Raw genomic sequence first — 26,915 nt, 5'->3', positions numbered from 1 at the left:
ACTCCTAGAGCGCGAGCAGGGCGCGGTCGAGGACGCGGGTGCCGAAGTGCAGGGCGTCCACCGGCACCCGCTCGTCCACGCCGTGGAACATCGCCTGGTAGTCGAAGCCGGGGGGCAGCCGCAGCGGCGTGAACCCGTAGCCGGTGATGCCGAGCCGGGAGAACTGCTTGGCGTCGGTGCCGCCCGACATGCAGTACGGGACGACGTGCGCGTCCGGGTCGAACCGCAGCAGCGCCTCGCGCAGCACGGCGAACGACGGGCCGTCCGCCGGCGCGGACAGCGGGATCTCGTGGTGCGCGTAGTCCCAGTCCACGTCGGGCCCGGTCAGCCGGTCCAGGGTGGCGGCGAACTCGTCCTCGCCGCCCGGCACCACCCGGCCGTCCACCCCGGCCGTGGCCTCTCCGGGAATGACGTTCAGCTTGTACCCGGCCTCCAGCATCGTCGGGTTGGCGCTGTTGCGGACGGTGGCGGCGACGAAGGCGGCGGCCGGACCGAGGCGGTCGAGCAGCGCGTCCACGGCCTCGCCGAGCCGGTCCCGGTCGGTCTCGTCCAGACCGGCGGCGTCGAGTCCGTAGAGCGCGGCGAGCTCGCCGAGCGCGGCGCGCACGGTCGGGGTGAGCCGCACCGGCCAGGAGTGCTCGCCGATCCGGGTGACGGCGGCGGTCAGCCGGGTGACGGCGTTGGCGGGGTTGATGCGGGAGCCGTGCCCGGCCCGGCCGCGCGCGGTGAGCCTGACCCAGGCGGTGCCGCGCTCCCCCGCGCCCACCGGGTACAGCCGGCGGCCGTCGCCCGGGTGGAAGGTGAAGGCGCCGGACTCGCCGAGCGCCTCGGTGCAGCCGTCGAACAGCTCGGGGTGCTGGCCGACCAGGAACCCGGCGCCGTACTGGGCGGTGTCCTCCTCGTCCGCGGTGAAGGCCAGCACGATGTCCCGCCGGGGCCGGACCCCGGCCCGGGCCCAGGCGCGCACCACGGCCAGCACCATGGCGTCGGCGTCCTTCATGTCGATGGCGCCGCGTCCCCAGACCACGCCGTCCGTGATCTCGCCGGAGAAGGGGTGCACCCGCCAGTCGTCGGCCCTGGCCGGCACCACGTCGAGGTGGCCGTGCACCAGCAGGGCGTCGGCGCCCGGGTCGGTGCCGGCGACCCGGGCCACCACGTTGGTCCGGCCCGGCGCCTTCTCCAGCAGCGTCGGCTCCAGGCCGGCCTCGGCCAGGCGCGCCGCGACGTACTCGGCCGCCTCGCGCTCCCGGCCCTCCCCCTGGCCCCGGTTGGTGGTGTCGAAGCGGATCAGGTCCGACGTGAAGCGGACCGACTCGGCGAGCGCGGTCTCGTCGACATGCGACGTCGCCCACTCCGCCCGGGACTCACCGGCGCTCTCGACCGGGCTCACTGACTCAGCCATACCATTCCTCCACGGCGGCCGAGACCAGGGTGGTGACGGCCTTGAAGCAGCGGATGCCCGCGACCATGCTGGGGGCGTCGTACGACACCCGGCGCGGGCCCGTCTGGGTCACGCCGGGCACCGTGGTGGCGGCGCCGGCGAGGTGCTCGGCGTCGAACTCGACCTCCACGGTGCGGAGCCGCGGCGCGGCGGGCTCGTGCCGCACCGCGAGCGCCGCGGCCCGGGCCGCGGCGGCGCGGATGTCGGCGGCGGTGCGGCCCGGGGTGCGGCAGACCGCCGCGTAGCGCGAGACGTAGTCCTTGACGGCCACGGCCGGGGCGTCGGGCGCGTAGCCGCGGGCGTCCGCGCAGGTCCGGTCGTCGCCGGTGACCAGTACCACGGGGGTGCCGAACTCGGCGACCACCAGGGAGTTCAGCAGGCCCTCGCTGGCCCGGGTGCCGTCCACGAAGACCCCGGTGATGGAGTTGCCGAGGTAGGTGTGGGCGAGCACGCCCTCGTCGCCGGCTCCGGTGTGGTAGCCGACGAAGGCGATGCCGTCGACGTCACCCCGTTGCACGCCCTCGACCATGCTGAGCTCCTTGTGCCGGCCGGTGAGCATGGCGACCCGGTCGTCGAGCTTCTCCAGCAGCAGGTTGCGCATGGTCATATGCGCCTCGTTCACGACCACCTCGTCGGCGCCGCCGTCGAAGAAACCCCGGATCGCGGCGTTCACGTCGGAGGTGAAGAGGTGTCGGCAGCGCTGCCACTCCGGGGTGCCGGGCAGGCAGTCGGCCGGCCACGTGACGCCGGTGGCGCCCTCCATGTCGGCGCTGATCAGGATCTTGGTCATGGCCCGTCACGGTACCCGCTCGGATCCCCACGGGCACGTGGGCAGCTGCGCGGAGCCGGGTGAGGGTCCGCCACGCGCCGCGCGTCCCGCGGGGTACCTCCGGGGCCCAGGGCCCGGGAGGAGGCACGACCGCGCCGGTCGTGCCTCCGGACCGTCCCGAGCCCGGGTGCCGATGGTCCGGCGTGTCGCTCACGCGGGCGTGACGGGCACCCGGTGTTGGCGGCTGAAGTCCAGGACGGGGCAGCCGAGCCGGAGCACCTGGTCGGCGACGGCGGCGCGTTCCGCCGCGCTCATGTCGGGCAGTGCCTCGGGCAGCCGTCTGGCCAACTCCTCGGCCCGCGCGAGCTCGGCGTGCCCGGCGAATCCGGGCGCCAGCCGGGGCATCTCGTGCCGGACCGCGGCCACGGCGGCCAACCGGCCGGCGTCCGCGGCCAGCAGCAGCATCCGGGCGCCGCCGGGGCCGAGCAGCGGGTAGGCCCACCACAGCACGTCGCGCGGCCCGCGCTCGCCCGACCACTCCTGGGTCCAGTACCGGCCGGCGGTGGGCCGGGTCAGCTCGGTGGTGTCGGAGCCGAACAGGAACTCCACCCGGCCCTCGGGGTCGAGCGGGCCGAGCTCGGGATCGGCGCCCTCGCGGGCGCCGCCGTGTTCGGCGTCGAGGTCGTCCGCCCCCGAGACCGGGAGGATGTCCACCGCCTGCCGCCCCTCGGCCTCCTGACGGCCGACCCCGAACAGGGTGCCGGCGCCGGCGCTCCAGTGCGTGATCCGTCCCGCGCCGTCCACGACGACCACGGCGAGCGGGGTGCGGCCATGGGGGTCTCCCCAGACGGAGTCCGGGGGAGCGTCGGCGACGGGCTGGACGGCGCCCGGGCGGTCGCCGGGCTGCCGGCCGATCGTGCCGTCGGGCGTGCTGTCGGGTGTGCCCTCGGGCTGCTCGCCAAGGCGTTCGCCGAGGTGTTCGAGGTGATGGGCGTCGGGGTGGGGGCGCGGATGATCCGGCTCAACGGCCACCGTCTCTCCTTCCGGGGGGAGCGCATCAACGGTACGCCCCGGCCGGGGCGGGACGGGAGGCCGTGGCCAACGAGGGCGTACGCCCGCGCGCATACGCGCCACGCCGGTCGCGCTCCGTGCCCGACCGGCGGCGGGCGGGCGCGGACCGCGCCGGCTCCCTGAGCTGCGGCCGGTCCGCACGTCCGGGTGGCGGGGCGGCCTCGGGCCGCCCCACCGGACGGAGCTCCGGATCAGCGCTTGTCCATTTCGGCCGCGAGATTGGCCAGGATTCGCTGGTACACGGCCTGGAGTGCGCGGGGCGCGAAGAGGCGTTCGAAGAAACCGCCGATCCCGCCGGCTCCCTCCCAGGTGGTCCTGATGGTCACCCGGGCGCCACCCGTCAGCTCCTCGGAGGGCACCACGGTGTAGCTGGTGACCAGGGTGGAGTTCCGGTCGGTCTCCACCAGCCGGTCCTTGTCCGGCTCGGTGATGTCGGCCAGCACCTCCCGGATCCGCCGGGACGTGGCGTGGAACCGGAAGAAGAGGACGGTGCCCTCGCCGTCACCTCCCTCGCGCACCTCGTAGTCGGTGAACTGCTCGGGGAGGAGCCTCCTGTGGAAGTCCTCGTAGTCCGCGAGCGCGTCGAACACGTCGTCAGGCTTCGCCGCGACGTCTCGCGCCGCGACGACCTCGACCTGCGCCATTGCGTTCCTCCTGGCGTCGGATGGCCCGGGACCGGGCCCGGACCAAGCCAATCACCGAAGGCGCCTCGGCCCGACACCAGGGCGACGGGTTGACAGGACAGCTTGCGAACAGATGTTCTATTCTTCGTGCGTCCCCGGTCCGGCGGGCCGACACGACGGCGAAGGAGGGTCCCATGCGCTGGAACAACCTGACCGACTCGGCGGCGGACGCCCCACCCGCGCTCTTCGGCACCGACGTCGTGACCAGGACGTTCGACACCCCGGAGTTCCGCGGGATCACCTTCCACGAGGTGCGGGCGCGGTCCATCGTCAACCGGGTGCCGAACGGCTCGCGGATGGCGTTCACCTGGACCGTCAATCCGTACCGCGGCTGCTCGCACGCCTGCGTCTACTGTTTCGCCCGAAAGAGTCACAGCTATCTCGATCTGGACACCGGCGCCGATTTCGACTCGCAGATCGTGGTCAAGGTGAACGCGCCGCAGCTGCTGCGCCGGGAGCTGGGCGGGCGGCGCTGGACGGGCGAGCACATCGCCATGGGCACCAACGTCGACTGCTATCAGCGGGCCGAGGGCAGGTACCAGCTGATGCCGGGGATCATCTCGGCGCTGCGCGACCACGCGAACCCGTTCTCCATCCTCACCAAGGGCACGCTGATCCTGCGCGACCTGGTCCTGCTGCGGCAGGCCGCGGACGTCACCGACGTCGGGATCTCGGTGTCGGTCGGCTTCGTCGACGAGGCGCTGTGGCGCACGGTCGAGCCGGGCACCCCGGCGCCGGCGCGGCGCCTCGACGTGGTGCGGCGGCTGACCGAGGTCGGCATCCCGTGCGGGGTGCTGATGGCCCCGGTGCTGCCGTACCTCACCGACACCCCGGAGCAGCTGCGGGCCACGGTGCGGGCGATCGCGGGGGCGGGCGCGACCTCGGTGACGCCGCTGGCGCTGCACCTGCGGCCCGGCGCCCGCGAGTGGTACCTGGCCTGGCTGGACCGGCACCACCCGGGCCTGGTGCGGCGGTACCAGACGCTGTACCGGGACGGGGCCTACGCGCCGCGCTGGTACCAGCGCCGGATCACCGGGCAGGTGCACGACCTGGCCGCCGAGTACGGAATGGGGCCGACCCCGCGGCCCGGCGCGCACCGGGCGCTGCCCGAACCGGAACCGGAACCGGAACCGGAGCACCGGCGGGGCGCCGCCGCGGCGGACGGCGCCCGCGCCCGACCGAGCCACGCGCCGGACGGGACGCAGCTCACCCTGCTGTGACCCGACCGCTGGGCCGACCGGCCCGGCCACGGGACTCCCCGCCGGCGCCGACTGGGGCGCGGCGCCGGCGGGGACGGGCTCAGCCGGTGACCGGCGCGAGTTCGACGCGGTCGATGTTCGGGGCGTAGCCGTCCGCGTTGGCGAACGTCAGCGTGTTGCTGCCGGCCCGGAGCTCGACCGGGACGGCCAGGCTCCAGAAGTTGCCCCAGGACCAGGTGTTGCGGAACATCACCTGCTGCGCCTCGCCGCCGTTGACCCGGATGTCGGCGGGGCGGGAGATGATGTTGGTGTTGTAGTCGTGCTCGCTCTCCGACCGGTCGTCGTTGGCGTAGTGCACGACGAGCAGGTGGGCGCCGGCCTGTTCGGCGTCCACGGTGAACTCGGCGGAGGTGCCGGAGCCGCCGAGCCGGCCGATGTAGCTGCCGCCCGAGGCGTGCGGGCTCTGCTCCAGCACGGCCTCGCCGGTCAGCACCGCCTCGGTGTCCTGGTACTCGGCCAGCCCCGCGGTGTCGCCCGCGCCGGAGACCTCCAGCGCGTCCAGGGTGGCCCGGCCGGTCGCCGTGACGCGGTTGTTGCCCGCGGTCAGCAGCAGCCGCACCGTCTCGCCGGGGGCGGCGGTGACCTCGGCGTTGTGCACCGCCAGCATCAGGTCGCCGCCGGTGTGCCGCGGGGCCAGCGTGTAGTAGCCGTGGCGCGGGGCGTAGACGTCGAACACCGCGCCGTCGTCGCCCCCGTCGAGCACCAGCGCGCCGGTGCCGGTGCCCGCCGAGCTGGTGTAGTCGTAGGCCGGGTCGCCGGTGGTGTCGGCGAGGGTGGCCTCGTACGCGGTGTGCGGCTCATCGGTCGCGGCGGTCAGGTCGATCTTGTCCAGGGTGGCCTCGCCGGTGTCGTGCGCCAGGGTGAGGGTGTGGCGGCCGGCGGTCAGCTCCAGCGGGACGCTGGCGGTGCCGTAGTGCGTCCAGTTCAGGGTGGCGGGGTAGTCGACCGTGGTGGCGGCGCCGCCGTCCACGGTGAGCCGCTGGCTCGACGGCTCGCCGGTCTGGTTGCCGTAGGTGATGTCGAGCGTGTAGTCCCCGTCCTCGGGGACGTCCACGGTGAACGCGACCCGCGCGTCGGCCTCGTTGAGCGAGCCGACGTCCCGGGTGCCGGAGGCGGCGTAGCCGTTGGCGTTCTCGACGGTGCCCTGGGTGAAGACCTCCCCGCCGGTGATCGCGGCGTCCTCGGCCTCGTACGTCGCGGTCCACGGCACCCGCGGCTGGTCGGGGGCGCCGGCGCCGGCGGGGGTGAGCACGACGCGGTAGGCGGACATCCGGTCCATGTCGGTCAGCGGCACGGTCACGGTGCCGTCCTCGGCCACCTCGACCGTGCCGCGGGCGAGCACCTGGGGCGCCGGGTGCGGGCCCTCGTATCCGGACCACTCGGCCTCGGCGACGCTGACGGTGACGGCGTCGCCGAAGAGCGCCGGGTCCACGTCGCGGAAGACGACGTCGGAGTCGCCGTCGGTGCCGCCGACGAGGGCCTGCGCCTGGCGCCGGTCCGCGTCCAGGGAGGCGAGGCCCTGCAGCGTGTCGATGGCGTTCGCCCGCGGCGGGGTGACCCGCACGGACTGGCCGGTCATCGCGGCGTACCAGCGGAAGAACCACCAGCCGCCGTTGGGGATGGACGTCTGCACGACGTTGCCGGAGAGGTTGCCGGCGGCGTTCCAGTACGCCTGGTTGGCGTAGACCTTGTTCCGCTCGAACATGCCGACCCACTGGACGAGCTGTCCCGGCACGGACAGGTCGCGGCGGTTGGCGTACTCGTCGATGTTCACCGGCAGCGGGCCGAAGCCGAGGTCCTCCTCCAGGGCGCGGTAGTGGTCGTAGTTGCCCTGGAAGTTGGCGAGCGACTGGGCGGACAGCTCGTGCCAGGTGGTGACGTCGGGCAGCACGTCGTTCTCGAGCGCGTAGGCGTAGTAGTCCGCCAGGAACCGGCGGTCGTAGCCCGCCGTGTTCGGCCCGGCGATCCTGATGTCGGGGGCGATGGAGCGGATCCGCTCGTAGACGGTGGTCCAGTCGGCGAGGTAGTGGGCCAGGGCCTGCTCGTACTCCGCCTGGTCGTCGGCGTTGATGCCGTCGTACCAGATGTAGTCCGGCTCGTTGAACGGCACCAGCACGAAGCGGTCGCTGTCCGGGTGGGCGGCGATCTCGCTGACCATCGGGTCGATCTTGTTCAGGTAGTCCTCGAGGCCCAGGTTCTCGTACGGCCACTGCGTGTAGATGTCCTGCATCAGCACGTAGACGTCGCCGCCGCCGTTGCGGAAGAACGAGTCGGAGACGGTGAGGGCGTCGCCGTTGGGGTGCTGCAGGCCGCCCTCCGGCTTCTGCGAGGTGGAGGTGAGCTTCAACGGCGCCAGCGCCGCGTCGCCCGGCACGCCGTCGTCGCTCAGCCCGTAGAGCGCTCCGTTGGCGCCGTACAGCATCTCGCCCTGGGGCTGGGCGAGGTCGACGGTGAGCTGGGCGGCGGCCGTGGTCTCCTGACGCATCGTGTCCTCCTGTGCCGCGGCGGTCAGGTTCGCCCCGGCCAGCGCCGCGGCACCCGCGACGGCGACCACGGTGACGGACCTGACCTGCCGGAAGTGCCTTCTCCTGTGGTGCGTGAGCTCGTTCATGTGGGGGTCCCTTCGGAATTACTTGACGGCTCCGCTGGTGATTCCGGAAACGATCCTTCGCTGGGCGACCAGGAAGATCGCGACCATGGGCAGGCTCATCACGACCACGTAGGCGAAGATGAGGTGCCAGTTGTTCAGGTAGAGCTCGGCGCTGGCCACCTGGTAGAGGTTGATCGGCAGCGTGGCGGCGTCGCCCCCGCCGAGCACGAAGAACGCGTAGAAGATGTCGCTCCAGGCGTAGAGCATCACCATGATCGTCGCGGTGGCGATGACCGGCCGGAGCAGCGGCAGGACGATCCGCAGGAAGACCCGCGCCGGGGTGGCGCCGTCGATCCGCGCGGCCTCCTCCAGCTCGTACGGGATGGCGCGGATGAAGCCGGTCATGAAGAAGATGGACGTGGACAGGTACATCGCGGTGTAGACCGCGATCATGCCGGGGCGGGTGCCGGCCAGGTCGAGCTGGCGCAGCTGCAGCACGATGGTGATGATGGCCGGGGGCAGCAGCAGGCCGCTGATGCACACCGCGTAGGCGCCGGCGACCAGCCGGCCCTTGCGGCGCGCGAACACCCAGGCGGCCGCGGCGCCGAGGAACAGCACCAGCACCACGGACGGCACGATCACCAGCAGGCTGTTGCCGAAGCCGCGCAGCATCTCGCCCTGGCTGACCGCGTCGGCGTAGTTGGTCGAGGGCTGCCACTGCTCGGGCGGGTCGAGGTTGGGGCGGACCGCCTCGCCCTGCGGCTTGGCCGAGGTGGCCAGCACCAGCCACAGCGGAACGCCGACGGCCACCAGCGCCAGCACCACGACGATGGCCGGCCGGGCCCAGCGCCAGACCCGCGCTCCCGTTCCCGGTCGGCTCACAGCAGCTGCTCCCTCCGGCGCAGGCCGGTCACCAGCGGGATCGCCATGGCGACCACGACCAGGAAGAGCACCAGGCTCATCGCGGACGCCTGGGCGTAGAGGCCCTGTCCGAAGACCCGGAACATGTAGATGTTCATCACCTCGGTCGAGGCGGCCGGGCCGCCTCCCGTGGTGGCCTGGACGATGTCGAAGGTGTTCATCGAGCCGAGCAGCGAGGTGGTGACGTTGAAGGTGACGGCCGGGGCGAGCATGGGGAAGCGCACCGACCAGAACATCCGCCAGGGTCCGGCGCCGTCCGCCCGGGCGGCCTCGGTCACGTCGGTCGGGATGCCCTTCAGCCCGGCCAGGTAGATGAGCATGGCCAGGCCCATCCACTTCCACCCGTGCACGACGGCGACCAGCAGGATGGTCCAGGTGGTCGAGCCCAGCCACGGGACGTCCGTGCCGAGCGCCTCGTTGACCGCGCCGTCGGTGTCGAGCAGCGCCTGGAAGACGTAGCCGACGGCCAGCGCGGAGATCAGCACCGGCAGGAAGAACAGCGCGCGGAAGCAGCGGTTGAACGCGGTGTCCCGCTCCAGCAGCAGCGCCAGCAGCAGCCCGAAGAGGTTCTGGAAGAAGGCCGCCAGCAGCGCGTACACCAGGGTGACGCGGATGGCTTGCCCCAGCGTGCCGTCGTCGATGATCTCGCGGAAGTTGGCCAGGCCGATGAACGAGATCTCGCTGTGGTACCCGGACCAGTTGGTGAACGGGTAGTAGAAGTTCAGCAGGTTCGGCAGCAGGAAGAAGCCGCCGAAGATCACGACGGCGGGGAGCGCGAACCACCACGGGTGGTGCACGGCGGCCCGGGACATCCGCCCCGGCGGCCGTCCGGCGGCCACGCCGGCCGGCGGACGGCCCCGGGTCCTCACGGCGGTGCCGGCCACTAGAAGCCCTCGGCGCCCTGCGCCCTGGCGATATCGTCGAACTGGTTCTCGACGAACTCCGCCACCTCCTGCGGGCTCTTCTCGCCGTAGATCATGTCGGCGAGCGCCACGTGCAGCTCCGGGGCGACGATCGCCCGGGCCTGGAACACTCCGTGCGCGTCCGGCAGCGCCTCGACCTGATCGACGGCGGTCTGCGGCATGCCCTCGGGGCTGGGCACGTCGGGCTGGACCGAGGGGATCTTCCGGTCGTCGATGAAGTCGGCGTAGTCGGGCCCGAGCCAGAAGGCGAGGAACTGCCGGGCGGCGTTCTGCCGTTCCTCGTCACCCGTGGCGAACGCCACCACGCCGTTGGTCTGGTCGGGCGAGTAGAGGCCGCGCGCCTCGGAGTTGGCTATCGGGAACCAGCCGATGCGCTCGTCGATCTCCGCGGTGCCGTGCTCCGCCTGGAGTTGGGACTGGAAGGAGGTGACGTTGAGCGCCATCGCCGACGAGCCGTCCCACAGGGCCTCGGCCTGCCCGGTGAAGGTGCCCGTCCGGTACCCGTCCTGGGCGAGGCCCGCGCCGAGCAGTTCCTCGTCGTACTTCGTGATGGCGTCCACCACGGCCGGGTCGGTCCAGGACTCCTCGTTCCGGTTCAGCCCGTCCCACCAGGCGTCGGGCTGGTCGGTGAGCTGCACCTGCACCTGCCACTGGAGCGGCCACTGGTCGCCGCCGACCTCGTAGAACGCCGAGGCGTCGGTCTCGTCCCGGATCGTCGCGCCGAGGTCCAGGAGCTCGTCGTAGCTCCGGGGGAAGTCCGCCTCCGTGACGCCGGCCTCGGCGAACACGTCCTTGTTGTAGTAGACGCCGAGCATCGCCGGGCTGGTGACGATCGCGGCGTAGCGGGTGCCGTCGATCACGCCGAGGGACTGTTCGGTGCTGCCGAGGTCGGACACCCAGGGCTCGTCGTCCAGCGGCAGCAGGTTCCGCGCCGGCTGGACGAACGGCAGCGTGGAGATGCTGGGCTGCCAGAACATCAGGTCGGGACGGTCGCCGGAGGCCAGCCGGGTGGGCACGTTCTGCTCGTACAGGTCGGGTATGGCCTCGGTGCTGACGGTGGCGCCCGTGGCCTCCTCGAACGCCTCGATGACCTGGTCGGCGGCGTGTGCCGTGTTCTGCGCCGTCCAGAAGGTCAGTTCGACGCCGTCCAGGCTGGCCGTCGGGTCCACCGGGTCTCCGGCCGCACCGGTGCCCCCGGCGCCGGTCTGCCCGGCCGTGTCGTCGCTGCACGCGCTCAACGCCAGCGCTGCGACACACGTCAGGGCCACTGCCGTGGCTTTCGTCTTCATCGCGGCTCCGTGGTGACTCGGGTGACTCGTTTCGGGTCCGGAGCGCCCGCGGGGAGCGCTCCGCGCTTCATGGCGCGCCGGTCGGCCCGGCCGGACCGCCGGCGGCAGGACCGGTGCTCTCCCGGACGATCAGGCGCGGCGCCGCCACCGGATGCGGGGCGACCGGGTCGCCCTGCTCCACCAGCCCGTGCAGCAGGGCGAAGCAGGCCCGCCCCACCCCGCCGAAGTCGAGCCGGACGGTGGTCAACGCGGGGCTGAGGAACGCCGAGTGCGGGGCGTCGTCGAAGCCGGCCACGCTGATCTCTCCCGGCACGTCGCGGCCGGCCTCGCGCAGGGCGCGCAGCACGCCGAGGGCGAGGTCGTCGTTCCCGCAGAGCACCGCGCTGACCTCCGGATCGCGGGCCAGCCGCGCCCCGGCCGCGTGGCCGTCGGCCGGCTCCCAGCCGCCGGACAGCGGTTCGGGCACCGGCGCGCCCGCCTCGCGCAGCGCGTCCCGCCAGCCGGCCGCGCGCTGGCTGGTGCCGGGCGCGCGGGTGCTGGACGGTATGGCCAGGTAGTGGACCGTCGGATGGCCGAGCCCCAGCAGGTGCCGGGTGGCCGCGTGGGCCGCGGCCCGGTCGTCGGTCCACACCCACGGGCTGCCCTCGGGCGGGGGTTCCGCGGGGGTCTCGACCGCGGCCACCAGCGGCACGTTGTCCGGGACCAGTTCCAGGGCGCGCACCCCGGGACGGTCGTAGGCGATCACGATCAGGCCACCGCCGCCGTCGGTGGCGCGGCGCAGCGCGAGCTCCACCTCGGCGTCGTCGTCGGAGTCCAGCACCACCACGCCGACGCCGAACCCGGCGGCGCGGGCGGCCTCCTCGACGCCCTGGAGGGCGGCGGCGTAGCCGAAGTGCGTGGTGTTGGAGGTCAGCACGGTCACGGTGCGGGACCGGCCGCTGGCCAGCGCGTGCGCGGTGACGCTGCGCCGGAAGCCGAGCTCGGCGATGGCGGCCTCCACCCGGGCGCGAGTGGACTCCTTCACGCTGGGATGCCGGTTGATGACCCGCGAGACGGTCTGATGGGACACCCCGGCCGCGGCGGCGACGTCGCGGATGCTCGCCGGACGGTCGGCACCCCGGTTCCTTGTGTGACCGGTCACATGCATTGCAGGAGTGTGACCGGTCACACAAGGGCAGTCAAGAGAGCGAACCAGGAAGTCCACGAGAGGCGCCACCGTTGTCCGCACGCACCGCCACCCCGGCGACCGACTCCTCCGAGCCCGTTCGTTGGGGCCACTCCGCGCTGACGGCGGAGTTCGCTCCGGCCGACGACGGAACCCTCCGCGCGGTCCGGCTGGGGCCGCCCGGCCTACCCGCGGCGCCCGTGGCGGCGGCCACCCGCGCGGTCGAGCTGCTGCTGCTCGGCGAGGGCCGCGGCTGGTCGGGGCAGCGGTCCCTGGAGACCGCGGCGGGTGCTCGGCTACGACTGCGCGGGCACGGGAGCGACCGGGACGGCGACTGGCACCGGCTGCGGCTCGACCTGCACGACCCCACCACGGGACTGGCCGCGGAGCTGCTGCTCGACTCCCCCGACGGCATCCCGGTGGTGCGCGCCCGGGTCCGGATCAGCAACGAGGGCGACGCGCCGCGCACGTTGCTCGCCGTCTCCTCGCTGACGCTGGGCGGGCTGCCCGCGCCCGACGCGCTGGACCTGCACTGGGCCGACAACGACTGGCTGGCGGAGTGCCGTTGGCGCCAGGAACCGCTGCGGGCGCGGCTGCCCGCGCTGCACCCGGGGCACGGCCCCGACGGCCGCGGCCGGACCGGCTACGCCAGCCGCGGCAGCTGGTCCACCGACGGCCACCTGCCGATGGGCGCGCTCACCGACGCGGGCTCCGGGTTCGCCTGGTTGTGGCAGCTGGAGTCCGCCAACGGCTGGGCGTGGGAGGTGGGCGAGCGGCGGCAGGGCACGTATCTGGCGCTGCACGGCCCGACCGACACCGAGCACCAGTGGTCGCAGACGCTGGCTCCCGGCGAGTCGTTCAGCACCGTGCCGGTCGCGCTGTCGGTCGTCGCGGGCGATCTGACCGAGGCGATGGGCGCGCTCACCGGGTACCGCCGGGCGCTGCGCCGCCCGCACGCCGACCACCGGACGCTGCCGGTGATCTTCAACGACTACATGAACACGCTGAAGGGCGACCCGACCACCGAGAAGCTGCTGCCGCTGGTCGACGCGGCGGCGGCGACGGGCGCCGAGTACTTCGTGATCGACGCCGGCTGGTACGACGACGACGCGGCCGGCTGGTGGGACAGCGTCGGCGCCTGGCAGCCGGCGGCCAGCCGCTTCCCGGGCGAACGCGGCCTGCACGAGGTGCTCGACCGGATCCGCTCGCACGGCATGGTGCCCGGGCTGTGGCTGGAGCCCGAGGTGATCGGGGTGCGCAGCCCGGTCGCGACGTCACTGCCGGACGCCGCGTTCTTCCGACGGGGCGGGGCGCGGGTGCGCGAGCACGGCCGCTACCACCTCGACCTCCGGCATCCGGCGGCGGTGCGGCACCTGGACGAGACGGTGGACCGGATCGTCGGGGACTGGGGCGTGGGCTACCTCAAGCTGGACTACAACATCAGCGTGCCACCCGGCACCGACACCGGCGGCACCGGCAGCCCCGGCGCCGGCCTGCTCGGGCACGCCCGCGCCTACCAGGACTGGCTGGCCGCCGTGCTGGACCGGCATCCCGACCTGGTCCTGGAGAACTGCGCCTCGGGCGGCATGCGGATGGACGGCGCGATGCTGCGGCTGCTCCAGCTCCAGTCCACCAGCGACCAGGAGGACTTCCGCAGGTATCCGGCGATCTCGGCCGCCGCGCCGACGGCCGTGCCGCCGGAGCAGGGCGCCGTGTGGGCGTACGTGCAGCCGGAGTTCGACGACGACGAGAACGCGTTCATCCTGGCCGGCGCGCTGCTGGGCCGAGTGCACCTGTCGGGGCACCTGAACCGGATGGCGCCGGAGCAGCTCGCGCTGGTGCGCGACGCGTTGGCGGTGTACCGGTCGATCCGGGGCGACGTGGCGCGCGGCGTGCCGTTCTGGCCGCTGGGGCTGCCCGGCTGGACGGACCCGTGGCTGGCGCTGGGGCTGCGCGCCGGCGAGACCCGGTACCTGACGGTCTGGCACCGGGAGGGCGGGCCCGCGGAGCGGGCGCTGCCGCTGCCGGAACTGCGCGGCCGGGACCTGGCGGTGGAGGTACTGCATCCGGCCCTGCCGGCCGGCGAGGCCACCTGGTCGGCCGGGTCCGGCGAGCTCTCGGTCGCGCTGCCCCGCACCCCGACGGCGGTGCTGCTGCGGCTGACGCCGGAGCGCTGACGGGCCGGCGGGTCGACGAGGGTCGTCGGCTCAGCGGTCGCGCGCTGAGACGGCGACCGCCAGCACGGAGGCCAGCGACAGGATGCCGCAGCCGCCGGCCAGCAGCGGATAGCCGGCGGCTGCGACGACCAGACCCGAGGCCGTACCGCCGACGGCGCCCGCGAGGGCGATGGAGAGGTCGACCAGGCCCTGGGTCCTGGCCCGGGTGGCCAACGGGACGGTGTCGGTGATGATCGCGGTGCCGCTGACGAGACCGAGATTCCAGCCCATGCCGAGCAACCCGAGAGCCACCGCGAGCCCTGCGGTCGAACCGCCGGGTGTCTCGGCGGCGATGATCCCGGCGGCCAGCAGGACCACGGCGGAGGCGGAGGCGACCGTGGACCGGCCGTAGCGGTCGACGAGCCAGCCGGACAGGGGCGCGGGCAGATACATCGCCCCGATGTGGACGGCGATGACGAGGCCGGTGGCGGCGGTGCCCTGGCCGTGGTCGTGCATGTGGACCGGCGTCATCGTCATGATCGCCACCATCACCAGCTGGGTGAGCACCATGACCAGCGCACCCAGCAGGATGCCGGCGCGGCGCCGTCCGCCCGCCGGCCCCGCGTGGCCGGCGGCGTCGTCTGGACCCGCGACCGCCGTGGTGGCCCGCTCCGCCTCCCACGTGCGGGCCAGCAGCAGCGGGTCGGGACGCAGCCAGACGATCAGAACCAGGGCGGCTGTCGCGTATGCGGCGCCGGAGAGGAGGAAGAGCCCGGCCAGGCGGGGAACGCCGACGGCCTGCGCGAGGTCGCCCGTGGGCGCCGCGAGTACGGGGCCGACCACCCCGCCCAGAGTGGTGGCGACCAGCACGGTGGACACGGCGCGGGCGCGGTGTTCGGGAGCCGCCAGGTCGGCACCGGCGTAGCGGGCCAGGAGGTTCGTGGCGGCGCCCGCGCCGTAGACGAACATCATGACGAACAGCAGCACGGAGCTGCCAGCGAGGGCGGCGACGACGACGCCCGCGCTGCCCAGGGCACCGGCCAGGTACCCGGCGGCGAGGCCGGGGCGCCGCCCCCGCGCCTGGGAGAGACGCCCGACCACGAGGGCCGCCAGCGCGGAACCGGCGATGGACACGGCACTGAGCAGGCCGGCCAGGCCCGTGGAGCCGAGCATGTCCTGCGCGAGGAGGGCGCCGACGGTCACCCCCGCCGCCAGTCCGGCACCGCTGAGCACCTGAGCGGCGGTCAGCACGACCAGCACGCGGCGCTGCGCCCGAGGCCGCGGGAGATCCTCGATCCGATGGGGCACGGCAGTCGTCACGAACGGGCACCTTCGCTGGTCATGGCCCGCCGGACGGCGTTCCGGCGGTTCCGGCGGGGTGGGAGCGGACGCGCGGTCAACCCCGGTCGCCCAGGTCCAGCCGGCCCAGCAGCCCGGCGTCGGTGAAGGCGGCGACCAGCTCGTCACGGCCCTCGGTGAAGTGCGCCCAGCTGTCGTAGTGGGCGGGAACCACGCGGCGGGCGCCCAGGATCCGGGCGGCGACGGCGGCCTGCGCGCTGTCCAGGACGATCAGCGCGCCGTCGAAGAGAGCGGGGAAGCGGGGAGCCCCGGCGAACAGGATCGCGGTGTCCACCGGGCCGAACCGTTCGGCGATCTCCCTGACCGCGTCGAGCGAGGCGTTGTCGCCGCTGACGTAGACCGTGGGCAGGCCCGCACCGGTCAGCACGAATCCGACGACCTGGCCGGTGACCGGTTCGACCTCGTCACGCGCTCCGGGCCCATGGACCGCGGGCACCCCCGTGACGGTGATCGCGCCGCCGCCGGGGCGGTCCAGCTCGATCGACTCCCAGTCGGCCAGCCCTCTGGCGGCCGCCCCCAGTCGCTGCCCACCCCCCGGTGTGGTCAGGATCAGCGGAACGTCGGCGAGCAGGGCCCGACCCGAGTGGTCGAGGTTGTCCGGGTGCTCGTCGTGGGAGAGCAGGACCACGTCGACGGGACCGAGGTCGGCCGGCGTTCCGGCGGCGGGCGCCGTCTTGGTCAGACCGCCGCCCGGCACGTGGTAGTCGCCGGGCGCGTCGAAGGTCGGGTCGGTCAGGAAGCGCAGGCCGCCGTACACGAAGAGGGTGGTCGGGCCGCCGAAGACGCGGACGGGTATCCGCTCAGTGCTCGCACTGGTACCAGCCATAGAAACCTCACGGATAGAGAGCCGTTTATCCGTGACGGATACTAGGGTTGCCTCACGGTTGAACGCAAGCCGTACCATGACAACCATGAGCGAGCCCGCGACCGTCGAATCGGTGCCACCGCCCGCGCCGGGGGCGGAGGAGTATCTCGCCCTCGCCTTCGTCAACAGCGCCGTGGCGCTGCCCGGAGGGCACTTCGTCGATCTCCTCGGCTCCCCCGAGGCCGCGAACCGGTGGCTCACCGAACACGGCCTCGCGCCGGCGGACGCCGGGGTGCGGGAGATGTGCGCGGCGCAGCTGCGCTCGCTCCGCGAACACCTCAGGTCGCTTTTCGCCGCCCGCGTCGCCGGCCTGGCCGCCCTGCCCGCGCCCCTCGCCGCCGTCAACGACGCGCTGAGCAGAGCCCCCACCGCGGCCCTGCTGTACTGGGACGCGAAGAACGGCCCCTACCGCGCGGCGCCGTGCCCCACCAACGAGATCCTGGACCGCGCCCTCGCGACCCTCGCGGCCAACGCGGCCGACCTTCTCACCGGGCCCGAGGCCGACCGCCTCACCGGCTGCGGTTCGCCCCCCTGCAACCGCTACCTGCTGCGCCACGGCCGCCGCCACTGGTGCTCCACCCGCTGCGGCGACCGCGCCCGTGCCGCCCGCGCCTACGCCCGACGCACCCAGGCGAAGGCGGACTGACGAACCCCCGCCGCCGGCCGCCCCGCCCACCCCCGACGCAGCGGCCCGGTCGGCGGTTCGACCGGGTGGCGGCCCGGTCAGAGCGCCGGGTTGGCGGACACCACCTCGCGCAGCGCGTCGAGGCCGTGCCGCACCAGCGGGTGCTCGCGGCTGCCCTTCCGGACGCAGGTCAGGATCCGCCGGTGCAGCGCGATCTCGCCGACCACCGGCACCCGCACCGCCGCGTGCGTCGGGTTGATGTGGCTGAGCCGCGGGAAGAGCGAGACGCCCATGCCGTTGCAGATCATCGCGGAGATGGCGGACCACTCCTTGACGTGGTGGGTGACCCGGGGGGTGAAGCCGGCGAGCGCGCAGAACACCATGACCCGGTTGTGGTGGTCGCACGTGCCGGGCGCGGGCAGCACCCAGTCCTCGTCGGCGACGTCCTCCAGCCGGGCCTCGGACCGCTCGGCGAGCGGATGCGTCGCGGGCACCAGCAGGTCCAGCGGCTCGTCCAGCAGCGGCGCCAGGTCGAAGCGGGCGTCGCCGGAGTGCGGGAAGTCCTCGGACGGCGCGAGCACCGCGATGTCCGCGTCGCTGGACATCAGCAGGTCGAAGCCGTGGGTCGTCTCGGCCTCCGAGACCTCCACCCGCAGGCCCGGGTGGGTCTTGCGCAGCACCATCGTCGCCGGGGCGATGAGCCCGGTGACGGCGCTGGGGTACCCGCAGATCCGCAGCAGCCCGGCCTCGCCGTCGCGATACGCCTCCAGCGCGGCGTCCGCCTCCTCCCAGCGGGCCAGCAGCGCCTCGCCGTGTTCGATGACCAGGTGGGCGGCGCCGGTGAGCCGGATCCGGCGGCCCTGCGGCTCGATCAGCTGCACCTTCAACTCGCGTGCCAGCTCACGTAGTTGGTGGGAGACGGCGGAGGGGGTGAGATGCAGGGCGGCGGCCGCGGCGGTGACCGTGCCGTGGTGGTGCACCGCGCGAAGCACCTGGAGGCGACGCAGATCAATCATGTAATCATTCTGCACGATGAAGGCCGGAAACGTGCAATGGACGCGCACGGTCCTTCGGGTCGACACTTCAGGTATGACCTCGACAACGCACACGAACCCGGACAGGACAACTCACCCGACGCCCGAAACCACGGGCCCCAGCGCGGCGCCGACGACCGCCCCCGGGCAGTCCCGGGAGGTCTCCCGAAACCGCACCAGCCGAGGCGCCGTCGTGTGGAGCCGCTGCTCCTGCGGCCGACTGCGGATGGTCTACACGCCGGACTCGATCGACGAACGGCAGCTCCTCGCCGGCGGGCGCACCCCCGGCTGCCCCGACTGCCTGTGACGGCCGAGCGCCGCGGTCAGACGGGCGGCCTGAGGCCCGCCAGCAGCGCCGGCAGCTCGGACAGGCAGGCGATCCGGTGCGGCCCACCCGAGGCGGTGGGCCGCACACCGCTGTCGGCCTGGTCCGTGCGGCCCGTGCCGTTCGCGCGGTCGAGCCAGACCCCGTGCAGGCCGGCCGCGTGCGCGGCGGCGGCGTCCGTGTCCGGCTGGTCGCCGACGTAGGCGACCTCGTCCGGCGGCAGCCCCAGCGCCGCGCAGGCGGCGAGGAAAGCCTCCGGCGCCGGCTTGGCGAAGCCCAGTTCGTCCGAGCAGAGCAGCACCTCGAAACGCTCCCGGACCCCCAACGTCCGGAGCCTGCGGTCCTGCTGCGGCCCGTTGGAGTTGGACAGCAGCCCGAAGCGGTAGCCGCCCGCCAGCGCGTCCAGCGCCGGCAGCACGTCGGGGAAGAGCGCGTCCGTCCCCTCGCGGCACGCCAGGTAGCCGGCGAACCAGCGGTCCGCGTCGGCGTCGTTCACCGACTCGCCGAGGAAGGTGCGGACCCGGACCCGCCGCATGGCGACGAAGCTCAGCTCGCCGGCGAGGAAACGGGGGTACGTCGCGCGCATCACCGCGTCCCAGCGCGCGAACGCCGCCTCCGGCGAGGCGAACCGCGCCAGCAGGCCCACCGCCTCGAAATAGCGGAGCGCGGCCGTCCGGTCCGAGCCGGTGTAGTCGTACAGCGTGTCGTCGATGTCCCAGACGACGGCCCGAATGCTCATCCGCTCGCCACCAACGCTCGCTCCCTCAGCGCGTTTCCCTGTTTCCTTGTTTCCTTGTCTCCTTCCGTGGACCGTAGCAGCGCGACCCGGACGCTCTCCCGCGGAATCCGGCGCTGCGGTCCGCCCCGACCGGCATCCCACGGGTGGGCACCCCCGCACGATCTTCGTACACTTGTACAGGTGCCGTCCCCCGCCCCGTCCCCCGCCCTGCTGCCCGTCCGGCTCCCGTCGCCCGTGCTGACGCTGTCCGAGCCGCGGCTGGAGCGGGCCGGAGTGGAGTTGCGGCTGAAGCGGGACGACGTCATCCATCCGATGGTGCCGGGCAACAAGTGGCGCAAGCTCGTCCCGAACCTGCGGGCGGCCCTCGCCGAGGGGCACACCCGGCTGCTCACCTTCGGCGGCGCCTACTCCAACCACGTCCGCGCCGTCGCCGCGGCGGCGGCCGCGTGCGGGCTGTCCAGCGTGGGCGTCATCCGCGGCGACGAGCTGGCGCACGCGCCGCGCAACTGGTCCCTGAGGCAGGCCGAGGACCACGGCATGGACCTGGTCTTCCTGGACCGGACCTCCTACCGCGGGATGCTGGACACCCTCGACGAACCCGACACCCGCCGACGGCTGGCCGCCGGATGGGGCCGCTGCTACGTGCTCCCGGAGGGCGGATCCAACGCGCTGGCGGCCCGGGGCGCGGCCGAGATCGCCGCCGAGCTGAGGACCGACACGGGACCGCGCGACGTGGTGTGCTGCGCCGTCGGGACGGGCGGCACGCTCGCCGGCATCGCCGCGGGTCTGCACCCGGGAGGCCGAGCCCTCGGCATAGCCGTGCTCCGCGGCGCGAGCTACCTGGACGGCGCGGTGGACCGCGTCCACGACCTGGGGTGGCGGCGGCGTTTCGGGAACTGGCGGATCGACCACGCCCACCACGGCGGCGGCTACGGCCGCGTCCCGGCGGACCTGGAGGCGTTCGCGGCGGACTTCGAGGACCGCCACGGCCTCCGCATAGAGCGTCGTTACGTGGCGAAGATGCTCCGGGCCGTCCACGACCTGGCCGGCACCGCGACCCTCCCCCCGGGCACCCGCGTCACGGCCGTCATCACCGGTCCCCCGGATCCGGTCGGCCCGGTGCACGAAGGTCCTGACCGACGAGAAGGGTGACCCCGCCGAGCCGTTGTTCGGCGGGCGACCTGCCGCACGGCGAGATGAGTCAGCGCAGCGCCGCGGCGAAGACGGGCCGGTGGGCGGCCGTATGGCCGTGTTCGCGCAGGGACCAGGCGATCCGGTCGAGGATCTGCTCGCGGTCGGCCACGCGTGGTTCGGGGGCGTCGAGGTGCCCTCGCCACCAGTCCGCGTTGCGGGCCTGGCGGTCGAGCATGGCGTCGACCAGGCCCGCCCGGTCGGCGGCGTCGAGACCGTAGGCGTCGGCGAGAACCCGCACCTGGGCGGCCTGGGCGCGGGCGGGCGGAGCCGTTGCCCTGGAGGAGACGCACCAGGTCCAGGCCATGTACCCGAGGTCCTCGAGCGGGTGTCCTGGCGCGGCCATGTCGAAGTCGATGAGGGCCGCGGGCCGGTCGTCGCGGAAGACCACGTTGTTCGGGCCCGGGTCGTGGTGGCACACCACCGGACGCGGTCCGGCGAGCCGGCTGCCGCGGGTGGCCTCGTGGAACGATCGCAGCAGCGCGCCGGCGGCGGCGACCTGGTCCCGGCGCCAGGGCTGGAACCGGGTCGGTACGTGTCCGGGCAGATAGCTGAACGTGTCGCGGCCGGCGTCGTCGACACCGAGATGGCGCGGCGCGCCGGCGAACCCGCGCCGTTCGAGGAGGCCGAGCAGTTCGGCGACGAACCCCGACGCGGCGGTCACGGGCCGGCGGACGGTGTCCCCCACCCGCACGACGCCCGCGGTGATCCGCCCACCGGTCAACGGCACTTCGCCCTCTGCTCCCTGCATGGCTCCAGTGTCCCGTTCGCCCGGCCATCCCACGAGCCACCCGCGGGGTAGGGCTCCGAGGCCGTGCCGACCGGATCTCCCGCTGTGGCGGTTCTGTGACGTGTTCCGCGGCGGCCGGCGGCCGGCCCGTGGTTAGCGTCGGGCACATGATCGTATGGCTCAACGGCACCCATGGCGCGGGCAAGACGACGACCAGCGCGCTCGTGCAGCGGCTCCTCCCGGATGCACGGGTGTTCAACGCCGAGAAGGTCGGCGAGACTCTCATGGACATCACGCCGGGGCTGCCCGGGACGGACAACTTCCAGCACTGGCCGCCGTGGCGGCCGCTCGTCGTCGAGACCGCCCGCCGCGTGCTCGACTACACCGGGGGCACTCTCGTGATGCCCATGACCGTCCTGGTCGAGCCGTACTGGCGCGAGATCAGCACGGGCCTCGCCCATCACGACATCCCGGTGCGGCACTTCGTCCTCCACGCCGACCAGGACACCCTCCGCGGGCGCATCGCGAACGACACCGTTCTCGGCCCCAACTCCCCGTTCCGCCTCCAGTACCTCGAGCCCTACGCCGAGGCGGCCCGCACGTGGCTGCACGCCGAGGCCGAGGTCGTCGACACCACGCACCTCACGCCCGACCAGACCGCCCTGCGGATCGCCGAAGCGGTCAAGGGATGAGGTCTGTCCGCCACGCGGAATCCGCCGGAGGATGGGGCCATGGCGTTGTCGACGGCGTTCACGGAGATGTTCGGCGTGCGGCACCCGATCGCGTTGGCGCCGATGGGTGGGTCGGCCGGTGGTGCGTTGGCCGCGGCGGTCTCCCGCGGTGGCGGGTTCGGCATGTTGGGCGGCGCGTTCGGGGATCCGGAGTGGCTGGCCCGTGAGGTGCCGACCGTCGCGGACGCCGGAGGGTCGTGGGGTGTCGGGTTCCTGACCTGGGGCATCGATCTCGGCGCGGTGGAGTTGGCGCTGGGTTACGGACCCGGCGCCGTGATGCTGTCCTTCGGCGATCCGAGCCCGTACGCGGAGCCCGTCCGCCGGGCGGGAGCCGCGTTGATCCTCCAGGTCACGGATCTGGAGGAGGCCAGGCGGGCCGCCGATCTGGGCGCCGACGTGATCGTGGCGCAGGGCACGGAGAGCGGGGGGCACGGAGCCGCGCGCGGGCGGTCCACCCTGCCGTTCGTGCCCGCGGTGGTGGATCTCGTGGCTCCGGTGCCGGTGCTGGCGGCGGGCGGCATCGCCGATGGGCGCGGTGTGGCGGCGGCCCTCGTGCTCGGCGCCGCCGGAGCGCTCGTCGGCACCCGTTTCCAGGCCACGGCGGAGGCCCTGGTCGATCCGTCGATCGCCAGGGCGATCGTCGAGGGGCGGGGGGAGGACACCGAGCGCAGCACCGTGCTGGACATCGCGCGCGGCTCCCGGTGGCCGTCGAAGTACCCCGCCCGCACCCTCGGGCACCCCCACCTCGACCGCTGGCGCGGCCGGGAGGCCGAACTCGCCGCCGATCCCCGGGCCCGTCAGGCGTACGAGGACGACGTGGCGCGGGGCGTCGTGCCCCCGCTGCCGGTCTGGGCCGGCGAGGCCGTCGACCTCATCACCGACCTGCCCTCGGCCGAGGACCTGGTGACCGCCATGGCCGCCCAGGCCCAGGACGCGCTGGCCCGAGCGGGTCGCCCCTGAACGTCGTCGGGTGATATTCGGTTGAGCGCGGTGGTGCGGGCGGGCCAGGATCGCGTCCCATGTCGGACAACGCGCCCACCCGTCCCCCCAGTCGCCGACGCGTCGCGCTCGTCACCGGTGCGGGGGGCCGCACGATCAACATCGGCGCCGCCGTGGCCCGCCGGCTCGCCGAGACCGGCTGGGACGTGGCGTTCACCTACTGGCGCCCCTACGACGACGACAAGCCCTGGGCGCCCGAACCCGAGGCACCCGCCGCGCTGGGCCGCGAGCTGGCGGGCCTGGGCGCCCGGTGCACCGCCGTGGAGGCGGACCTCGCGGATCCGGCCGTCCCGGCGACCGTGTTCGACGCCGCCGAGCACGACCTCGGGCCGGTGCACGCCCTGGTGATGTGCCACTGCGAGCAGCGCGACCTGAACCTGCTCACCACGACCGTGGAGAGCTTCGACCGGCACTTCGCCGTGAACGCCCGCGCCCCGTGGCTGCTCATCCGCGAGTTCGGGCGGCGCTTCGCGGGCGCGGCCGACGACAGCGATCCTGGGCGGATCATCGCCTTCACCGGCGACCACGTCGTCGGCAACCTCCCGTACGGCGCCAGCAAGGGCGCGTTGGACCGCATCACGCTCGCCGCCGCCCACGAGTTCGCCGCGCTCGGCGTCCGCGCCAACGTCATCAACCCCGGCCCCGTCGACACCGGATGGATGACGGACGAGGTCCGCCCGTCGGGCAGCGACCGGACGCCCGCCGGGCGCCTCGCCGGTCCCGAGGAGCCCGCCAACCTCGTCGCCTTCCTCTGCTCCCCGCAGGGCCAGTGGATCAACGGCCAGCTCCTCTACAGCAACGGCGGCTTCCGCACCGCGCTCTGAGGTTCACCAGGCGGTCGCCTCGACCACATGCGCGGCGATCTCCTGGACCGACCGGCCGTCCGTCGGGATCCGGGCCGTGCCGGGCGGCGCCTCGTCGTCCAGCTTCCGCGCCATGAAAAGGCTCCGCTCGATATGGGGGACGAGCTGGGACCCGATCTCCCGCTGGGCGAGCCGCTGACGAACGGTGGTCTCCTCGGCCGTGAGCAGGACGTGGGTGACCCTGACCCCGTCGGCCTCGTTGCCGCGGTTGCCGCGGTTGCCGCCCATGGCGCGGCTGATCATCGGGCCTTCGAGGATGCTGACCGTGTTGGAGTAGATCAGCCGGTGCTGGCCGAGGGCCGCGTAGTTCGCCCAGACCGCGGCGATGTTCCGTTCGGTGATCGCCGAGCGGTACGGGTCGCCGTCGGGGGCGGGATGGATCTGGTCCATGAAGTCGCCCTCGATCAGGCAGTGCGCCGTCTCCCTCTCCTGCAGGGCTATGGACACCTCCCAGGCGACGGACGTCTTCCCGACGCCCGCACCGCCACCGATGAGCAACAGTTCGTAGGCAGTCATGGCCGGCCAGCCTGACAGAGCCCGGACGGGCGGGCACGGGATTTTCGCTCGGGCCTACCGCGCCCGCAGGAAGCGCCGCAGGTGTGCGCGAACGGCGTCGGGCTGTTCGAGCCACGGTTCGTGGCCCGCGTCCGCGACCCGGGTCAGCGGAACGCCGAGCCTGCGCGCGAGCGCGTCCAGCGCCGAAAGCGGCCGCGGATCCTCGGCGCCGCCCAGGAGTTCCACCCGCTCGGGCCGGCACGCGCGCAGCGCGTCGACATGCCGGTCGAGCGGGTCCGCACGTCCCTCCGCACCGAGCTCCCGGTTCATGTCCCAGTTGACGGGACGGCGCCTCCGGGCGGCCCGCGCGGCCCACTGCCAACCGCGTTCGGGGTCGGCGTGGTCGGTGAACCAGGACAGCGTCAGCAGCTCGACCTCCTGCTCCTCCGTCCGCGGCGCCGCCTCCGCCAGCTCGCGGAGTCGCTCCCACTGCGCCGCCGACATGCGGCGGGCCCGTGCCGCGCGGTCCCCGGCGCGCCAGTCACGGACGAACGGCCCGCACATGAGCAGCATCGCCACCACCCGGCCGGGATGGGCCAGGCAGAACCGGCTGGCCAGGTCGGCGCCGTAGGAGTGCCCGATCAGCACCGCCTCCGGCGCGTCCCACGCGTCGAGCAGCTCGGCCAGATCGTCGACCTGCCGGGCCAACGTGTGGCGGCCCCGCCATCCGGAGCCGCCCGTGCCGCGCTGGTCGTAGCGGTACACGGGCACGAGGTCCGCGATCATGGCGGCGACATCGCCCAGATAGTCGGGCAGGCCGGGCCCACCGTGCAGCAGCACCACGGGCGCCCGCCGCCGTGTCGGCACGCCACCCAGCGCCACCCAACGTATCCCCGCCCCGTCACCCATCGACGCGACGCCCTCGATCTCCCGCACACCCACCACCAAAAACCTAACGCCACCGCCAGGACCCCGCCAGCCACGGTCGCCCACGGCCCCGGCCCCGGCGCCGTCTCCTGGGCAGGGTGGCGGCGCCGGGCGTGAATCGGTCAGCTCGCGGGAATCCAGACATGACCGTTGTGCATGAAGTCGAGCTCCAGCGGCCCGTTCGTCATTCCGTCGGCGAAGACGAATCCGTAGGCGTCGTAGGTGACGCCGGTGGTGCGATTCCACGGGCTGCGCACCGTGGCCCAGCCGTCGAGGTCGTCGAATTCCACGGTCTCGGTCGTGGAACTCTCGTCCTCACCGCCCTCGACGTTGGTGGTGACCGTCAGCGGCTCGGGACTTCCGGCCTCGCTCCGCACCCGGACGGCCGAGGCGACCTTGTAGCCCTGGTCGTCCTTCTGGATGTCGTAACACTCCCAGACCGCGACCTCGCCGCCCTCGACGCCGAAGTACGTGGCCCCGCTGATCCAGCAGTTCTGGATGCCCAACTCCGGTTCGTACGCCGCCTCGACCGGCGCGGCCTGGGCGGCCGTGCCCATCCCGAGAAGCGCCAGCGAGCCTGCGGCGGCTAATGCGCGCCGTGCGAATCTTCCCCGCATCTGAATCCTCTCCCGAACGTCGCCTCGGAGGGGAGGTTCTCACCGAGCGGCATCCGCAAAACCTTGCCGACCCTTATTCGTTCGGAAATGCGGGCCCGGCTGAAAAGAATGGGGCGAACCAAGTAACCAATATCGGACCGTATCGCCATTCCCATTCCAGTTGTCCAACCAATGGCGCCGCACCGTAAAACGCTCCCCGGGCGTCCGCGACCAGGGTTCACGGCTCATCGCCGGGGCTGACCGAGAAACAACGGCATGAGCGGAGCCAAGGAGGAGAGCGTCAGTGCGGGATACCGTCGGTGATCGTCCACGCCTGCACCGCTCACTCGGGTGGACTGCCCATCCGGTACATGGCCAGGTACTGATCTTCGTTGAAGCCCGCTCTGCGGTACATGTCGAGGCCGTCTGGTGCCGCGTGCAGTTCCAGTCGGGCAACACCGCGCGTGGCGAGCCATTCGACCAGGCTGTTGAAGATACTGCTGCCGTGGCCGCGGCGGCGGGCGCCGGGGCGGGTGCACATGAAGCCGATGTAGCCGCGGCGGCCGTCCGGGGCGGCTGGCCCGGGCAGCTGCTCGATCAGCCAGGCCGCGCCGCACGCGTCCAGCGGGCCCCCGGGTGGACCGACAACCCGGAGGGCCCACTCCTCCGGCCGGGCCAGCCGCTCGCTGAACCAGACAGCGGCCTGTTTCCTCCACGGCGCGCCCTCGCCGCCGGGGTCCTGGCCGAGGCTGGACAGCATCACGGAGCGCAGGCGAGTGAGTTCAGTGATGTCGGCGGCTGTCGCGGCTCGCGACCGGTTGTCTGCGGCGATGGCATCGCTCGTTACCGGCACCGTACGTGCCGTCTCGCGGTCGGTCATGCCTCCAGTCAAGGCAGCGTGATGTTGTCAGCGCGTATGGCGTCTTCGATATGCGGACGAAATGGCCCGCTCGGAGCCTGGAGAGCATCCCGGCCGCCGGGGGGCGTCCGGGACCGCATCCGCCACGACCACGAGGCAGCTCGACGTCGCCCCGGCGGTCGGCACGTCTCCGGTTGCCACAGCCCTGACGCGGCCCTCCGAGCAGGGTGACGGCGCCGGATGGGAGCCGCCGTTCTGGCATCACCTGGCCGCCACCTGCACGTCGGCCCGGCAGCTAGCGGAGTCGTCC

Annotated in this window: 26 protein-coding genes; 8 read left to right on the top strand and 18 right to left on the bottom strand. The window is 73.4% G+C overall.

The genetic code is table 11. The features are described 5' to 3' along the window. Window positions 1-4: 4 nt before the first annotated feature. The 4 genes from ABGB06_RS28010 to ABGB06_RS27995 all read right to left on the bottom strand — a co-directional run bounded on the left by ABGB06_RS28010 (window position 5) and on the right by ABGB06_RS27995 (window position 3,925). On the bottom strand, window positions 5-1,402 hold the full coding sequence (locus ABGB06_RS28010) for a M20/M25/M40 family metallo-hydrolase (RefSeq protein WP_347594358.1): 1,398 nt from the start codon (window positions 1,400-1,402) through the stop codon (window positions 5-7). Next, a complete protein-coding gene (locus ABGB06_RS28005) occupies window positions 1,395-2,231 on the bottom strand; it encodes a M55 family metallopeptidase (protein ID WP_347594356.1) in 837 nt (278 codons plus the stop codon). Before ABGB06_RS28005 ends, ABGB06_RS28010 begins: the two co-directional genes overlap by 8 nt. A gap of 189 nt (window positions 2,232-2,420) precedes the next feature. Beyond that, window positions 2,421-3,242 (bottom strand): PAS domain-containing protein, encoded by an 822-nt coding sequence (locus ABGB06_RS28000; protein WP_347594354.1) that lies wholly within the window; start codon window positions 3,240-3,242, stop codon window positions 2,421-2,423. Between the two features lie 230 nt (window positions 3,243-3,472). Continuing rightward, window positions 3,473-3,925: an SRPBCC family protein gene (locus tag ABGB06_RS27995; RefSeq protein WP_347594352.1), complete on the bottom strand. Its 453-nt coding sequence runs from the start codon at window positions 3,923-3,925 to the stop codon at window positions 3,473-3,475. Between the two features lie 173 nt (window positions 3,926-4,098). Between ABGB06_RS27995 and ABGB06_RS27990 the strand changes: the two genes are divergently transcribed. Further along, window positions 4,099-5,184, top strand: coding sequence for an Rv2578c family radical SAM protein (locus ABGB06_RS27990; RefSeq protein WP_347594350.1), 1,086 nt, complete (start codon window positions 4,099-4,101; stop codon window positions 5,182-5,184). A 79-nt stretch (window positions 5,185-5,263) separates the two neighbouring features. Here the strand turns inward: ABGB06_RS27990 and ABGB06_RS27985 are convergent, their stop codons facing one another. The 5 genes from ABGB06_RS27985 to ABGB06_RS27965 form a co-directional block, all read right to left on the bottom strand. Beyond that, entirely contained in the window at window positions 5,264-7,834 is a 2,571-nt protein-coding gene (locus ABGB06_RS27985; RefSeq protein ID WP_347594348.1) for a CBM35 domain-containing protein, read from the bottom strand. 18 nt (window positions 7,835-7,852) lie between these two features. Next, entirely contained in the window at window positions 7,853-8,695 is an 843-nt protein-coding gene (locus tag ABGB06_RS27980) for a carbohydrate ABC transporter permease (RefSeq protein ID WP_347594346.1), read from the bottom strand. Continuing rightward, complete coding sequence (locus ABGB06_RS27975) at window positions 8,692-9,618, bottom strand: sugar ABC transporter permease (protein ID WP_347594344.1); 927 nt, start codon at window positions 9,616-9,618, stop codon at window positions 8,692-8,694. The genes ABGB06_RS27980 and ABGB06_RS27975 overlap by 4 nt, the downstream gene beginning before the upstream one ends. After that, on the bottom strand, window positions 9,618-10,946 hold the full coding sequence (locus tag ABGB06_RS27970) for an ABC transporter substrate-binding protein (protein WP_347594342.1): 1,329 nt from the start codon (window positions 10,944-10,946) through the stop codon (window positions 9,618-9,620). Before ABGB06_RS27970 ends, ABGB06_RS27975 begins: the two co-directional genes overlap by 1 nt. A gap of 67 nt (window positions 10,947-11,013) precedes the next feature. Next, on the bottom strand, window positions 11,014-12,114 hold the full coding sequence (locus ABGB06_RS27965) for a LacI family DNA-binding transcriptional regulator (protein ID WP_347594340.1): 1,101 nt from the start codon (window positions 12,112-12,114) through the stop codon (window positions 11,014-11,016). A gap of 50 nt (window positions 12,115-12,164) precedes the next feature. Here ABGB06_RS27965 and ABGB06_RS27960 point away from each other — a divergent pair, with 50 nt between their 5' ends. After that, window positions 12,165-14,288, top strand: a complete 2,124-nt coding sequence (locus ABGB06_RS27960) for an alpha-galactosidase (RefSeq protein WP_347594338.1) — start codon at window positions 12,165-12,167, stop codon at window positions 14,286-14,288. A gap of 30 nt (window positions 14,289-14,318) precedes the next feature. Here the strand turns inward: ABGB06_RS27960 and ABGB06_RS27955 are convergent, their stop codons facing one another. Both ABGB06_RS27955 and ABGB06_RS27950 read right to left on the bottom strand, forming a co-directional pair. Next, window positions 14,319-15,575 (bottom strand): MFS transporter, encoded by a 1,257-nt coding sequence (locus tag ABGB06_RS27955; protein WP_347594562.1) that lies wholly within the window; start codon window positions 15,573-15,575, stop codon window positions 14,319-14,321. A gap of 88 nt (window positions 15,576-15,663) precedes the next feature. After that, window positions 15,664-16,452, bottom strand: a complete 789-nt coding sequence (locus ABGB06_RS27950; protein ID WP_347594336.1) for an MBL fold metallo-hydrolase — start codon at window positions 16,450-16,452, stop codon at window positions 15,664-15,666. Window positions 16,453-16,537: 85 nt separating this feature from the next. On the opposite strand from ABGB06_RS27950, the gene ABGB06_RS27945 reads away from it, so the two are divergent. Then, window positions 16,538-17,137 (top strand): ABATE domain-containing protein, encoded by a 600-nt coding sequence (locus ABGB06_RS27945; protein ID WP_347594334.1) that lies wholly within the window; start codon window positions 16,538-16,540, stop codon window positions 17,135-17,137. 77 nt (window positions 17,138-17,214) lie between these two features. On the opposite strand, the gene ABGB06_RS27940 is transcribed toward ABGB06_RS27945, so the two are convergent. Then, window positions 17,215-18,132 carry a LysR substrate-binding domain-containing protein gene (locus ABGB06_RS27940; protein WP_347594332.1) on the bottom strand — a complete coding sequence of 306 codons (918 nt, stop codon included), beginning with the start codon at window positions 18,130-18,132 and terminating at the stop codon, window positions 17,215-17,217. A 73-nt stretch (window positions 18,133-18,205) separates the two neighbouring features. Here ABGB06_RS27940 and ABGB06_RS27935 point away from each other — a divergent pair, with 73 nt between their 5' ends. After that, entirely contained in the window at window positions 18,206-18,457 is a 252-nt protein-coding gene (locus ABGB06_RS27935; protein WP_347594330.1) for a hypothetical protein, read from the top strand. 16 nt (window positions 18,458-18,473) lie between these two features. Here the strand turns inward: ABGB06_RS27935 and ABGB06_RS27930 are convergent, their stop codons facing one another. Then, window positions 18,474-19,214: an HAD family hydrolase gene (locus ABGB06_RS27930; RefSeq protein WP_347594328.1), complete on the bottom strand. Its 741-nt coding sequence runs from the start codon at window positions 19,212-19,214 to the stop codon at window positions 18,474-18,476. Between the two features lie 180 nt (window positions 19,215-19,394). Between ABGB06_RS27930 and ABGB06_RS27925 the strand changes: the two genes are divergently transcribed. Then, on the top strand, window positions 19,395-20,366 hold the full coding sequence (locus ABGB06_RS27925) for a pyridoxal-phosphate dependent enzyme (protein WP_347594326.1): 972 nt from the start codon (window positions 19,395-19,397) through the stop codon (window positions 20,364-20,366). A gap of 49 nt (window positions 20,367-20,415) precedes the next feature. On the opposite strand, the gene ABGB06_RS27920 is transcribed toward ABGB06_RS27925, so the two are convergent. Then, the gene (locus ABGB06_RS27920; protein WP_347594324.1) at window positions 20,416-21,156 is read right to left on the bottom strand and encodes a phosphotransferase; all 741 of its coding nucleotides are present in this window, start codon (window positions 21,154-21,156) and stop codon (window positions 20,416-20,418) included. Between the two features lie 146 nt (window positions 21,157-21,302). On the opposite strand from ABGB06_RS27920, the gene ABGB06_RS27915 reads away from it, so the two are divergent. Genes ABGB06_RS27915 through ABGB06_RS27905 form a run of 3 tightly spaced genes read left to right on the top strand, consistent with a single transcriptional unit; the run spans window position 21,303 to window position 23,689 of the window. Further along, the gene (locus ABGB06_RS27915) at window positions 21,303-21,827 is read left to right on the top strand and encodes an AAA family ATPase (RefSeq protein ID WP_347594322.1); all 525 of its coding nucleotides are present in this window, start codon (window positions 21,303-21,305) and stop codon (window positions 21,825-21,827) included. A 39-nt stretch (window positions 21,828-21,866) separates the two neighbouring features. Beyond that, complete coding sequence (locus ABGB06_RS27910; protein WP_347594320.1) at window positions 21,867-22,826, top strand: nitronate monooxygenase; 960 nt, start codon at window positions 21,867-21,869, stop codon at window positions 22,824-22,826. Between the two features lie 59 nt (window positions 22,827-22,885). Then, window positions 22,886-23,689 carry an SDR family oxidoreductase gene (locus ABGB06_RS27905; RefSeq protein WP_347594318.1) on the top strand — a complete coding sequence of 268 codons (804 nt, stop codon included), beginning with the start codon at window positions 22,886-22,888 and terminating at the stop codon, window positions 23,687-23,689. Between the two features lie 3 nt (window positions 23,690-23,692). Here the strand turns inward: ABGB06_RS27905 and ABGB06_RS27900 are convergent, their stop codons facing one another. From ABGB06_RS27900 to ABGB06_RS27885, 4 genes are all read right to left on the bottom strand, one after another. Continuing rightward, window positions 23,693-24,244 carry a hypothetical protein gene (locus ABGB06_RS27900; RefSeq protein ID WP_347594316.1) on the bottom strand — a complete coding sequence of 184 codons (552 nt, stop codon included), beginning with the start codon at window positions 24,242-24,244 and terminating at the stop codon, window positions 23,693-23,695. A gap of 54 nt (window positions 24,245-24,298) precedes the next feature. Then, entirely contained in the window at window positions 24,299-25,165 is an 867-nt protein-coding gene (locus ABGB06_RS27895; RefSeq protein ID WP_347594314.1) for an alpha/beta hydrolase, read from the bottom strand. A 107-nt stretch (window positions 25,166-25,272) separates the two neighbouring features. Continuing rightward, complete coding sequence (locus tag ABGB06_RS27890; RefSeq protein ID WP_347594312.1) at window positions 25,273-25,707, bottom strand: hypothetical protein; 435 nt, start codon at window positions 25,705-25,707, stop codon at window positions 25,273-25,275. Between the two features lie 382 nt (window positions 25,708-26,089). After that, window positions 26,090-26,626, bottom strand: coding sequence for a GNAT family N-acetyltransferase (locus ABGB06_RS27885; protein ID WP_347594310.1), 537 nt, complete (start codon window positions 26,624-26,626; stop codon window positions 26,090-26,092). Between the last annotated feature and the right edge of the window lie 289 nt (window positions 26,627-26,915).

Source organism: Streptomyces sp. B6B3, assembly GCF_039871525.1.
Taxonomy (GTDB): domain Bacteria; phylum Actinomycetota; class Actinomycetes; order Streptomycetales; family Streptomycetaceae; genus Streptomyces.
Note: the sequence above shows the minus strand (reverse complement) of the source record. Positions and strands in the feature narration are given on the sequence as shown.

What these genes read in the sequence shown, in the direction of transcription:
- ABGB06_RS27900 (WP_347594316.1), bottom strand. Translation starts at nt 24,244, where the DNA reads ATGACTGCCTACGAACTGTTGCTCATCGGTGGCGGTGCGGGCGTCGGG.
- ABGB06_RS27915 (WP_347594322.1), top strand. Translation starts at nt 21,303, where the DNA reads ATGATCGTATGGCTCAACGGCACCCATGGCGCGGGCAAGACGACGACC.
- ABGB06_RS27940 (WP_347594332.1), bottom strand. Translation starts at nt 18,132, where the DNA reads ATGATTGATCTGCGTCGCCTCCAGGTGCTTCGCGCGGTGCACCACCAC.
- ABGB06_RS27950 (WP_347594336.1), bottom strand. Translation starts at nt 16,452, where the DNA reads ATGGCTGGTACCAGTGCGAGCACTGAGCGGATACCCGTCCGCGTCTTC.
- ABGB06_RS28005 (WP_347594356.1), bottom strand. Translation starts at nt 2,231, where the DNA reads ATGACCAAGATCCTGATCAGCGCCGACATGGAGGGCGCCACCGGCGTC.
- ABGB06_RS27890 (WP_347594312.1), bottom strand. Translation starts at nt 25,707, where the DNA reads ATGGGCACGGCCGCCCAGGCCGCGCCGGTCGAGGCGGCGTACGAACCG.
- ABGB06_RS27935 (WP_347594330.1), top strand. Translation starts at nt 18,206, where the DNA reads ATGACCTCGACAACGCACACGAACCCGGACAGGACAACTCACCCGACG.
- ABGB06_RS27945 (WP_347594334.1), top strand. Translation starts at nt 16,538, where the DNA reads ATGAGCGAGCCCGCGACCGTCGAATCGGTGCCACCGCCCGCGCCGGGG.
- ABGB06_RS27995 (WP_347594352.1), bottom strand. Translation starts at nt 3,925, where the DNA reads ATGGCGCAGGTCGAGGTCGTCGCGGCGCGAGACGTCGCGGCGAAGCCT.
- ABGB06_RS27920 (WP_347594324.1), bottom strand. Translation starts at nt 21,156, where the DNA reads ATGCAGGGAGCAGAGGGCGAAGTGCCGTTGACCGGTGGGCGGATCACC.
- ABGB06_RS27910 (WP_347594320.1), top strand. Translation starts at nt 21,867, where the DNA reads ATGGCGTTGTCGACGGCGTTCACGGAGATGTTCGGCGTGCGGCACCCG.
- ABGB06_RS27930 (WP_347594328.1), bottom strand. Translation starts at nt 19,214, where the DNA reads ATGAGCATTCGGGCCGTCGTCTGGGACATCGACGACACGCTGTACGAC.
- ABGB06_RS27985 (WP_347594348.1), bottom strand. Translation starts at nt 7,834, where the DNA reads ATGAACGAGCTCACGCACCACAGGAGAAGGCACTTCCGGCAGGTCAGG.
- ABGB06_RS27970 (WP_347594342.1), bottom strand. Translation starts at nt 10,946, where the DNA reads ATGAAGACGAAAGCCACGGCAGTGGCCCTGACGTGTGTCGCAGCGCTG.
- ABGB06_RS27990 (WP_347594350.1), top strand. Translation starts at nt 4,099, where the DNA reads ATGCGCTGGAACAACCTGACCGACTCGGCGGCGGACGCCCCACCCGCG.
- ABGB06_RS28010 (WP_347594358.1), bottom strand. Translation starts at nt 1,402, where the DNA reads ATGGCTGAGTCAGTGAGCCCGGTCGAGAGCGCCGGTGAGTCCCGGGCG.
- ABGB06_RS27885 (WP_347594310.1), bottom strand. Translation starts at nt 26,626, where the DNA reads ATGACCGACCGCGAGACGGCACGTACGGTGCCGGTAACGAGCGATGCC.
- ABGB06_RS27905 (WP_347594318.1), top strand. Translation starts at nt 22,886, where the DNA reads ATGTCGGACAACGCGCCCACCCGTCCCCCCAGTCGCCGACGCGTCGCG.